Here is a 9,670-nt window from a genome sequence, read left to right as displayed (position 1 = left end):
ATAGAAAATAAGCTAGCTTCTAACTCAGACACGATAGAAAAAAAAGACGCTGCACAAATAGCAAATGAGATAGACGAGCAAGATAAAAGTCATGATGAAATACACGAAGAAGAGGAAAAGGTTAAAGAAGTCAAAGAAGCCAAGCTTGAGTCTTATAAACAATTTGTCGCTGAGCAATTTAGTAAGCAAAAAGTCGACTACCCCGAAGTTCGCGTCAAGATTGAGGCCAATGCCCTCCCAACCCGCATGTATTTTGTGATGAACATTCTCTCAGCCATTATCGCAAGTTATGGTTTGGTCACCAATTCAGCAGCCGTCGTCATCGGCGCTATGCTCGTTGCTATGATGTTAGGGCCTATTACGGGGGTAGCGCTTGCGGTCATTGACAATCGCATCCCTTTACTGCGTAAGTCCTTGTTTACCGTTGCAGCTGGCGTCTTTATTGTTATATTTGTCGGCTTTATCATCGGGCTGCTGCATAACAATCAACCTTTGACCGCAGAGATACTATCGCGTACTCAGCCCACATCAATGGACCTAATGATTGCGCTAGCTGGGGGCACCGCTGGCGCTTACGCTATGGTATCACCGCATTTATCAGTCGCTGTCGTCGGGGTCGCGGTAGCTACAGCATTGGTGCCGCCCTTAGCCGCTAGTGGTATCTTATTTGCCAATGGCGAGCTGACCTTGGGGTTTGGCGCGGCGCTCTTGGCACTGACCAACATTATTGCTATTCAATTTACCAACGCGATGGTGCTGTGGATACTAGGCTTTCGCCGTTTGGTTGATGGCGATTATCAGACCAGTACCTATCTGACATTTTTGCGCCGTAACGCGGTGGCGCTTTTATTGCTTGGTGTTTTGGGCACTTATCTGACGATTAATTTGCAGACCAATGCCAAACAGCAAGTATTTGAGAGTAATGTCAAAAAGACCATCAATGAGCACTTTATTGAAAAAGGTAACGTGCTGACTAATACTCAGTTTACTAAGAGTAACGGCAATCAAATCGTACGCGCTGTCGTACGCGGTGAGACGACTCCAAGCTCTTATGATGTCAATCAGATCGAGGCTATCATCACGCAAGATATGGCAGACAATTTTCCAGGTTATCTACCGATCAAACTGCAATTGCGTTATTTGCCTGTGCAAGTTATCGAGTCCAATCCACTTATCACAGATAAGCTTGATGAAACCGATGCAGCGATTTTGACCAATTAGCCTATCTTAGAGCTTTTCAAATAGTTTTAAGTCATCAAGGATCATTTAATCCATATGACCTAAACGCAAAATGAATGCAAGACAAGTATATACATCGATTACCAAGAGCTTTGGTGTATGTGCTAAAATCGCTTAACTTATTTTCTACCACTTTATCCTTATTAAGGAGCCGCTGTGAGCCAGCCCTCTCAAACAGCCGATATTCGTAAAGCCTTTATAGATTTCTTTGTCAGTAAGCAGCACGTTTCTGTCTCATCTTCAAGCCTCATACCGCACAATGACCCCACTTTATTGTTTACTAATGCAGGGATGAATCAGTTTAAAGAGACATTTTTGGGGATGGAGACTCGCGACTACACGCGCGCAGTGACCTCACAAAAATGCGTACGCGCAGGCGGCAAACACAATGATTTGGACAATGTCGGTTATACCGCCCGTCACCATACGTTCTTTGAGATGCTCGGTAATTTCTCTTTTGGTGATTACTTTAAACAAGCCGGTATCGCTTATATTTGGGAGTTTTTGACCTCAAGCGAGTGGCTTGCAATCGATAAAGACCGTCTGTATGTGACTATCTATGAGACCGACGACGAAGCCTTTGATATTTGGCATAAAGATATTGGCCTGCCTGCCGATCGCATCATACGTATTGGCGATAATAAAGGTGCGCCCTATGCCTCTGATAACTTTTGGACGATGGGTGACACCGGTCCCTGTGGCCCTTGTACCGAAGTGTTCTATGATCATGGCGCAGATATAGCAGGTGGTCTGCCCGGTACTCCTGAAGAAGATGGCGACCGTTATATCGAGATTTGGAACTGCGTCTTTATGCAGTTTAATCGCCAAAAGGACGGTACCATGTTGCCGTTACCTGCGCCAAGTGTCGATACGGGCATGGGACTTGAGCGTATCAGCGCTATTATGCAAGGCGTACACGGTAACTATGAGATAGACCTGTTTACTCATTTGATGGACGCGGCGGCTGATATTTTAGATATTCAAAACGATCAGCAGTCCTCACTTAAAGTCATCGCCGATCATATTCGCGCGGTTGCCTTTTTAATCGCTGATGGCGTCATGCCAAGCAATGAAGGCCGCGGTTATGTACTGCGCCGTATCATTCGCCGCGCTGTGCGCCATGGTAATAAGCTTGGCGCTGATAGTGAATTCTTTTATAAGATGGTTGCCCCTTTAGCCCGCGAAATGGGCGCAGCCTACCCTGAGCTCACTCAAAGACAAAGCGTGATTGAAGAGGCTATTCAAAAAGAAGAAGCACAATTTGCCAAAACTTTAGCGCAAGGGCTACGCTTACTTGCCAGCGAGCTCGAAGACTTACAAGATGGCGATGTGCTCTCAGGAGAAGCGGCCTTTAAATTGTATGATACTTATGGTTTCCCGCTAGATTTGACCGCCGATATCACTCGTGAGCGTGGTATCGCTATCAACGAAGAAGAGTTCGATGAGCACATGCAAGCGCAGCGCGAACGCGCGCGTGATGCAGGTAAGTTTGATGTCGATTATAGTAGTGTCATTCAAGTGGACACGCCAACTGAGTTTATTGGTTACGAGCAGCTCACTGATGACAACGTCTCTGTTTTGGCGCTATACCAAGACGGCGCGTTAGTAGACAGCCTATCTGAGGGTATGGAAGGGGTTGCCGTGCTCGATCGTACGCCGTTTTACGCCGAAGGTGGTGGTCAGGTTGGCGAGCTTGGTGAGATCTCAACGCAGTCTGGGGTCTTTGAAGTACAAAACACCAAAAAGTCAGGTCAGGCCATTATCCATTATGGCGTCGTGACAATGGGCACTATTAACGTGCAGCAATCCGCCGAGGCGCAAGTCCTCTCTAGCATTCGCGCCGCTAGCGCCAAAAACCATTCTGCCACTCACCTGCTCCATGCCGCATTGCGTGAAGTTTTAGGCGATACTGTTAGTCAAAAAGGCTCGCTGGTATCAAGCGAGGTACTGCGTTTTGACTTTGCCTATGATAAGCCTGTGAGCGCGGCTGAGATCACTCGTATCGAGCGCTTAGTCAATGAGCAAATTCAGGCAAATACGCCCGCTTTAATTGAGAATATGTCTATTGATGATGCGATGGATAAAGGCGCGGTTGCCTTGTTTGGTGAAAAGTATGGTGATACGGTACGCGTACTGACCATGGGTACAGAGACTATCAATGATGGCACACGCCAGCCGTTCTCTATCGAGCTGTGCGGCGGCTTGCATGTGCAGCGTACAGGGGATATCGGTCTACTTAAGATCATTAGCGAGTCTGGTATCGCTGCAGGTATCCGCCGCGTTGAGGCACTCACAGGTATGAATGCTATCAAGTATGTGCAGCAAAACGATCAGCAATTAGGCGAGCTTGCAAGCCAGCTCAAAGCCAAACGCCCTGAGGTAATCGCGCGCGTCAAAACTATGGCAAGCCGTCAACGCGAGCTTGAAAAGCAGCTTGAGCGCTTAGAGCAAAAAATGGCTAGCGCACAAGCGGCAAGTTTATTGGATGCAGTGCAAACCATTAATGACACCCAAGTGTTGGTGAGCACCTTAAGCGGTATCGATGGCAAATCTATTCGCACCCTTATGGACGATGTCAAATCCAAACTACCTGATAGCATCATTGTCCTTGTTGGTGATAAAGACGGACAGTTGGCGCTAGCAGCAAGTGTCGCAAAATCTATGACCTCGCGTATCAAGGCGGGCGATATCATTCGTCACCTAGCTGGCGAGCTTGGTGGTAAAGGCGGCGGTAAACCTGATTACGCGCAAGGCGGCGCACCTAAGTCTAGTAACAGTGCAGCGGTGATCAAAGCGCTACCGACTTGGATTGGCACGCAGCTTGACTGATCCTATAATTTGATTGACATCATAAATAGCGAATATCAACGCGATTGGTTATAACCCTTATAATTAATCGCCATATATCTAAACGCGCTCATGACTTAAAATTGAGCGACAAATGTGATATAAAGGTCAGCATTTGCACGTATGTCAGTTTTAGTACGGATATTTAGTATTCATAACTGCATACAAGCGTAAAAAAGCAAACATCAAAATCATATTGGCTTTGAATAAACACTCATTAAAGCCCTTAATTAATACTAGGTAGATCCTTATGGCGTTAATAGTACAAAAATACGGCGGTACGTCGATGGGCAGTATCGACCGCATCAAAAACGTCGCCAAACGGGTGAAGCGCTGGCATGACAATGGTCATCAAGTCGTCGTAGTCGTCTCTGCTATGAGCGGAGAGACCAACCGCTTGATCGATTTGGCGCGCCAGATTAGCGCTCAGCCTGACCCGCGTGAATACGATCAAATGGTCTCAACTGGTGAGCAAGTGTCTATCTCTCTACTTGCGATGGCGATCAAAGATTTGGGCATTGGCGCGCGCTCATTTACAGGCCGCCAAGTCGCTATCAAAACCGATAACTCGCACAATAAAGCGCGCATTGAGTCTATTGATGACGCCAATATTCGTGAGCAGTTAGAGGCCAGCAACGTAGTTATCGTAGCAGGATTTCAGGGTATTGATAACGATGGTAATGCCACAACCTTGGGCCGCGGCGGCTCTGATACGACAGGCGTCGCGATCGCAGCAGCACTAGGCGCTGATGAGTGTCAGATCTATACTGATGTTGATGGCGTTTATACCACCGACCCACGCGTTACCTCAAAAGCCAAAAAACTTGAAAAGATTACCTTTGAAGAAATGCTAGAGATGGCAAGTTTGGGTTCTAAGATTTTGCAGATTCGCTCGGTTGAATTTGCAGGCAAATATGGTGTGCCTTTGCGCGTACTATCAAGCTTTGATGAAAATACTGACGGCAGCTTTGATGAAGACTTTCAAAACAACGTCGGCACCCTAATTACGATAGACGAAGGAGACAATATGGAACAGGCAATCATCTCAGGTATCGCCTTTAATCGGGACGAGGCAAAAATTGTAGTACGCGCTGTCCCAGACCATCCTGGTATTGCTTCAGCCATCTTGAGCCCTATCGGTAACGCCAATATCGAAATCGATATGATCGTACAGAACTTATCGACCAATGGCACCACTGATTTTACCTTTACCGTCAATCGTAGCGACATGGACAAAACCATGAAAGTGCTCAACGATGAAGTCAAAGACGAGATCGGTGCCAAAGAGATCATAGGTGATAGTGAAGTCGTCAAGGTCTCATTGGTTGGCGTCGGTATGCGCTCGCATGCAGGAGTTGCCAGCCTTATGTTCCAAACACTTGCTGAGAATAACATCAATATTCAGATGATATCGACCAGTGAGATCAAAGTCTCTGTGCTCATTCAAGAGCAGCATCTAGAAAAAGCGGTCAAATCGCTACATACAGCCTTTGGTTTAGACCGCACTGAGGGTGAGAGCAAGGTTGCTGGACAGTAGCTTTTATTGACTTTGCATGCTCTACAAGCGAAGGAAGAGAGTAGCTGATTAGTTTATATTGCATAGGGTCTTTATTGACCCTATTTTTATGGTTAACCCGTATTTTAGTTATATTACCTAGCAGTTTTGTTAAAAGCCGTGACACTACTTATCATGCCACATATAATAGAGAACTGAATTGGGCTAAAGATCTATTTTACGGCTGCTGTAGATAACAATTTTATAGACTATTGTTTTTATATACTATTGTTTTGAGCGAGGTTCGTTCTTTCAATAGTCACTTTTTACAGTGGCACCTTGTTAAAACATATCTCAATGGGCAATAACTTGTTCATGTGACATAAGGAGTATGACGCATGTTAATTTTGACACGCCGCGTGGGCGAAACGCTAATGATCGGTGACGAAGTTAGTGTGACTGTGTTAGGCGTCAAGGGCAATCAAGTACGTATCGGTGTGAATGCACCCAAAGACATCGCTGTACATCGCGAAGAGATTTACCAGCGTATCCAGCATGAGCGCTCGGTACAGTCGCAGATGCAGCATCTAGAACAGGGCAACTTTGCGCCTTCGTTTGACGATGAAGACTATTTTAATCGCTAGTTGCTAGTGCTATCTATAAAAATTTTAAACCGTTTTGAGGTCATCACCTTATGAGTATTCGCCAATCAGATGTATCCGCGCTACTTAATGGCTTGAGTAAAAAGGCTATTGGATTTAATGACGTTATTAGTTTCATTGATGATTTTTATCGCTACGCGCCTGCGCCTTTTGTTAATGGTCAAGTACACAATGCTGCTGGAGAAAACGAAGGTAGCGCTAAAGTCTTTGGCTTTGCCAAGCATCATAAGTTAAGCCAGCTTGATACCCTAAAGCTCTTCGGCGAGCATTATGAAAAGGTGCAAGCGACACCAAATGGTACTGATCACGCCAATATTCGTAATTTTTTGCATTGGGGCTGGCAAGGGTTTTTGATGGAAAAAAACCCATTAACCGTACGTCCAAGTGTTGATACAACGGCGCTGTAGTTTTTATCAGTTTTGACAGTAACCCATTAAAAAGCCACGCTATTATAAATAGCGTGGCTTTTTTTATTCTAAAATCCTACTTATCTCGAAACTTTACTGGTTGAATCGCACCTTTAGGATTGGGCATATTAGGATAATGATGCTCATGCTCAACGTCACATTCAGCGCCGACGACATCACCATTATCTTTGATGGGCTTATGAATATAACCTGTGCGCTCAGCAGGCGGTAGGTGCTCGTGCTCCCAAATCATTACCGCTTGCATACAGGTCTGACGCTGCTCGTCACTGAGCGCGCGACCATCAGGCCATTTGCCAAGCTCAATGGCAACCTTAAATCTCTCGACCACCTCAGGTGTTAAGGTTGCTAATATCGTTTGTTTATCCATCTTGCCTACTCCGTATCTGTACTCTTAATCAAGGGTTATGCTTGTAGTTTGCTGATTAGCGCTTTTGCTTAGATTTCAGCGCTTCGCTTAGATTTTAGCGCTTTGCTTAGCTCATTTAGTCCGTAAATTCGTCATCATCGTCGTCGTCACGATCCAAACTGAACTCTTCGGCGTGCACGTTCCAATGTAGTTTGGTACGGCAAGCTTCATAAAAATCAAAACCTGGCGGATGCAGTAGCGTTAGTTTGTCAGGATGCTTGCGAATATATAAGCGCTGATCTTGATCGAGCGGCAAACTGGCCTTGCCATCAGCGCTGACCATAGGCTGGGTGCGATTGTCTTCGTGTATACGAATACACACTTCACTATTCCCACTCACCACAATCGGTCTACTCGATAAGGTATGCGGATGCATGGGTACCAAACATATCGCATCCATACTCGGATGAATGATAGGCCCACCACCAGACAACGCATACGCCGTAGATCCTGTCGGGGTGGCGACAATTAAGCCATCGCTATGCTGGCGATAGACATCATGACCGTCGATCTTGAGCTGAAAGTCTATCATATGTACCGACTTACCTGCATGCAAGACGATATCATTGAGCGCCATATCCTGATGAATAATATCGCGCCCTTCGCGAATCTCCATCGTCAATAAAAACCTATGATCAAGCTGATAGTCGCCCATCAACACTTGACGCAGTTTAAAGGCAGCTTCATTAGGTTTGACATCCGCTAAAAACCCAAGCCGGCCACGATTGACGCCCAGAACAGGGACGCGATAACGCGCGAGTGCCTCTGCGGCATGCAAAATAGAGCCATCGCCGCCGACCACTATGACCAAGTCACAAATCTCACCGATAAGGCCGCGTTTGACAATTTTGACTTTTTCAATATCGGCAAGATTAAGCGTCGGCAGATTTGCAGTTTGTACATCCATAATCAGCGTAAGATTCATCTCATTAATAGTCTGCGCAATCTGCACCAGGCTCTGAGTCACGCTACGCTTGCCGGCGCGTCCCATAAGTCCAATACGCCTAAACGCTGGGTTTTTGATAGCATGAAACAGCTCTGACTCATGTAGGTGTGGCAATCTCTCTGACTGCGCTGAGTTTTCCATAAAACGACTCGGCATTTTAAAAAGGTATGTGTTAAAAGGGGTCTTGCAATAATAGCGACAATTGAGCGCTTAAACTAGCATGTTTTAGCCACTATCGTTGTTAACTGTAGTAATTGGCCCCATATATTAACTAAGTTTCAGTAAACAAAAGATGTTAACACTAACAGGTAAGTGTGACTGCTAACAGTCGCCCAAAGCCTTGTTGTCACTCACGTAAACACAGTTGACAATAATAGCGGTTTTGCTAAAGTAGCTGACATCTTATTTTATATTTTTATTAAGGATATATATATGGCCAACCCTATTGTCAGTCGCGCAGAGCTTGCGATCGGCGGCGCGCCTATGACCGTCAAAGGTGTCATTCAAAAAACCAGCTTACTGCTCGGTTTGTCTGCCATTACAGGCGTAGGCTTTTTCTTTTATGCCCTTATGGCAGGTTTGTCACAAGGCTTTATCACAATGGCTGCCTTTGGTAGTATGTTTGCAGCTTTCGGCTTAGCTATTTTTATTACCTTTAAACCGCAAAAGGCCAAAACCTTTGCAGTGCCCTATGCGCTATTAGAAGGTATCTTTTTGGGCGGTATTTCGCTGTTCTTTATGCGAATGTACCCAAGCGTACCCGTTACCGCAATGTGTGCAACCTTCGTTACGGCAGCGGTTATGTTAGGTCTATACCGCTCAGGTCTTATTAAGGTTACGCAGAAGTTTCGCTCTATTGTGACCTCGGCGCTTATTGCTATTATGCTCGTTTATGTCGCGCAGTGGATATTGTCTTTAGCCTTTGGCTCAAGCCTACCCTTCTTGTTTGAAGGCGGCGCTATCGCTATTGGTTTTAGCTTGTTCGTTATCGTTATTGCCTCTTTTACCCTATTGCTCGATTTTGATAACGTTGATCGCGGCGTTGCTATGGGTATCTCTGAGGATTATGAGTGGTTATTTAGTATTGGTATTTTGGCGACCTTAGTCTGGATGTATATCGAATTTATGCGTCTGCTTAGCTATCTACAAGACTAATCTCAAATCATTAAGGGTATAAATAAAAAACCGCCTTCATTTATTGAGGCGGTTTTTTTGTGCTATTAATCAAGATAAGTCGTTATAACTCATGCCCGCTTTAACCGTAGCGCATTTAACACCACAAGCAGGGAGCTTAGCGACATACCGATAGCGGCAAGCCAAGGCGGCACATAGCCAAAGATAGCAGGTAGAAGCACAATACCGTTATAACCAAGTGCCCAGCGAAAGTTTTGTCTGATAATACGCTCAGCTTTGTCCGCGATACGCTTAGCAGCAGCAATCGCCTCAATCTGACCGTCCAATATAATACTATCGCTTGAGACCTGCGCAAGATCTGCTGCCCCTGCAATCGAGGTCGAGACATCAGCGGCGGCAAGTACAGGCGCGTCATTGATACCGTCTCCAATCATTAGCACCACAGCCCCATCTGCCTGCAAGCGCTGAATATGATCAACCTTGTCAGTTGGCGATAGACCGTTAAAAGCCGCT

At 45.7% G+C, this 9,670-nt stretch carries 8 protein-coding genes and 1 pseudogene; 6 read left to right on the top strand and 3 right to left on the bottom strand.

The genetic code is table 11. The annotated features are described in order from the left end of the window. From ACTXGO_RS06625 to ACTXGO_RS06605, 5 genes and pseudogenes are all read left to right on the top strand, one after another. Positions 1-1,221 (top strand): DUF389 domain-containing protein (locus ACTXGO_RS06625; protein WP_443573773.1); only part of this gene is annotated, 1,221 nt, incomplete at its 5' end. A gap of 174 nt (positions 1,222-1,395) precedes the next feature. Next, entirely contained in the window at positions 1,396-4,068 is a 2,673-nt protein-coding gene (gene alaS, locus ACTXGO_RS06620; protein WP_443573771.1) for an alanine--tRNA ligase, read from the top strand. 268 nt (positions 4,069-4,336) lie between these two features. Further along, positions 4,337-5,623 (top strand): aspartate kinase, encoded by a 1,287-nt coding sequence (locus ACTXGO_RS06615; protein WP_443573770.1) that lies wholly within the window; start codon positions 4,337-4,339, stop codon positions 5,621-5,623. 356 nt (positions 5,624-5,979) lie between these two features. After that, a pseudogene (csrA, locus tag ACTXGO_RS06610) lies at positions 5,980-6,147 on the top strand (carbon storage regulator CsrA); the annotation flags it as partial. A 128-nt stretch (positions 6,148-6,275) separates the two neighbouring features. After that, a complete protein-coding gene (locus ACTXGO_RS06605; protein ID WP_317199756.1) occupies positions 6,276-6,650 on the top strand; it encodes a HopJ type III effector protein in 375 nt (124 codons plus the stop codon). 76 nt (positions 6,651-6,726) lie between these two features. On the opposite strand, the gene ACTXGO_RS06600 is transcribed toward ACTXGO_RS06605, so the two are convergent. Together ACTXGO_RS06600 and ACTXGO_RS06595 are read right to left on the bottom strand one after the other, a co-directional pair. Beyond that, a complete protein-coding gene (locus ACTXGO_RS06600; protein WP_443541709.1) occupies positions 6,727-7,038 on the bottom strand; it encodes a YeaC family protein in 312 nt (103 codons plus the stop codon). A gap of 115 nt (positions 7,039-7,153) precedes the next feature. Continuing rightward, positions 7,154-8,164 carry an NAD(+) kinase gene (locus tag ACTXGO_RS06595; RefSeq protein WP_443541710.1) on the bottom strand — a complete coding sequence of 337 codons (1,011 nt, stop codon included), beginning with the start codon at positions 8,162-8,164 and terminating at the stop codon, positions 7,154-7,156. Between the two features lie 291 nt (positions 8,165-8,455). On the opposite strand from ACTXGO_RS06595, the gene ACTXGO_RS06590 reads away from it, so the two are divergent. Continuing rightward, positions 8,456-9,178, top strand: coding sequence for a Bax inhibitor-1/YccA family protein (locus ACTXGO_RS06590; RefSeq protein ID WP_317199753.1), 723 nt, complete (start codon positions 8,456-8,458; stop codon positions 9,176-9,178). An 89-nt stretch (positions 9,179-9,267) separates the two neighbouring features. Here the strand turns inward: ACTXGO_RS06590 and ACTXGO_RS06585 are convergent. Then, positions 9,268-9,670 (bottom strand): HAD-IC family P-type ATPase (locus tag ACTXGO_RS06585; protein WP_443573768.1); only part of this gene is annotated, 403 nt, incomplete at its 5' end.

Source organism: Psychrobacter sp. T6-1 (assembly GCF_052258445.1).
This window is presented reverse-complemented; position numbering and strand designations above follow the sequence as displayed.

Bases quoted from the DNA above. Each gene is read 5' to 3' on its own strand.
- ACTXGO_RS06615 (WP_443573770.1), top strand. From the start codon at position 4,337: ATGGCGTTAATAGTACAAAAATACGGCGGTACGTCGATGGGCAGTATC.
- ACTXGO_RS06605 (WP_317199756.1), top strand. From the start codon at position 6,276: ATGAGTATTCGCCAATCAGATGTATCCGCGCTACTTAATGGCTTGAGT.
- ACTXGO_RS06600 (WP_443541709.1), bottom strand. From the start codon at position 7,038: ATGGATAAACAAACGATATTAGCAACCTTAACACCTGAGGTGGTCGAG.
- ACTXGO_RS06595 (WP_443541710.1), bottom strand. From the start codon at position 8,164: ATGGAAAACTCAGCGCAGTCAGAGAGATTGCCACACCTACATGAGTCA.
- ACTXGO_RS06590 (WP_317199753.1), top strand. From the start codon at position 8,456: ATGGCCAACCCTATTGTCAGTCGCGCAGAGCTTGCGATCGGCGGCGCG.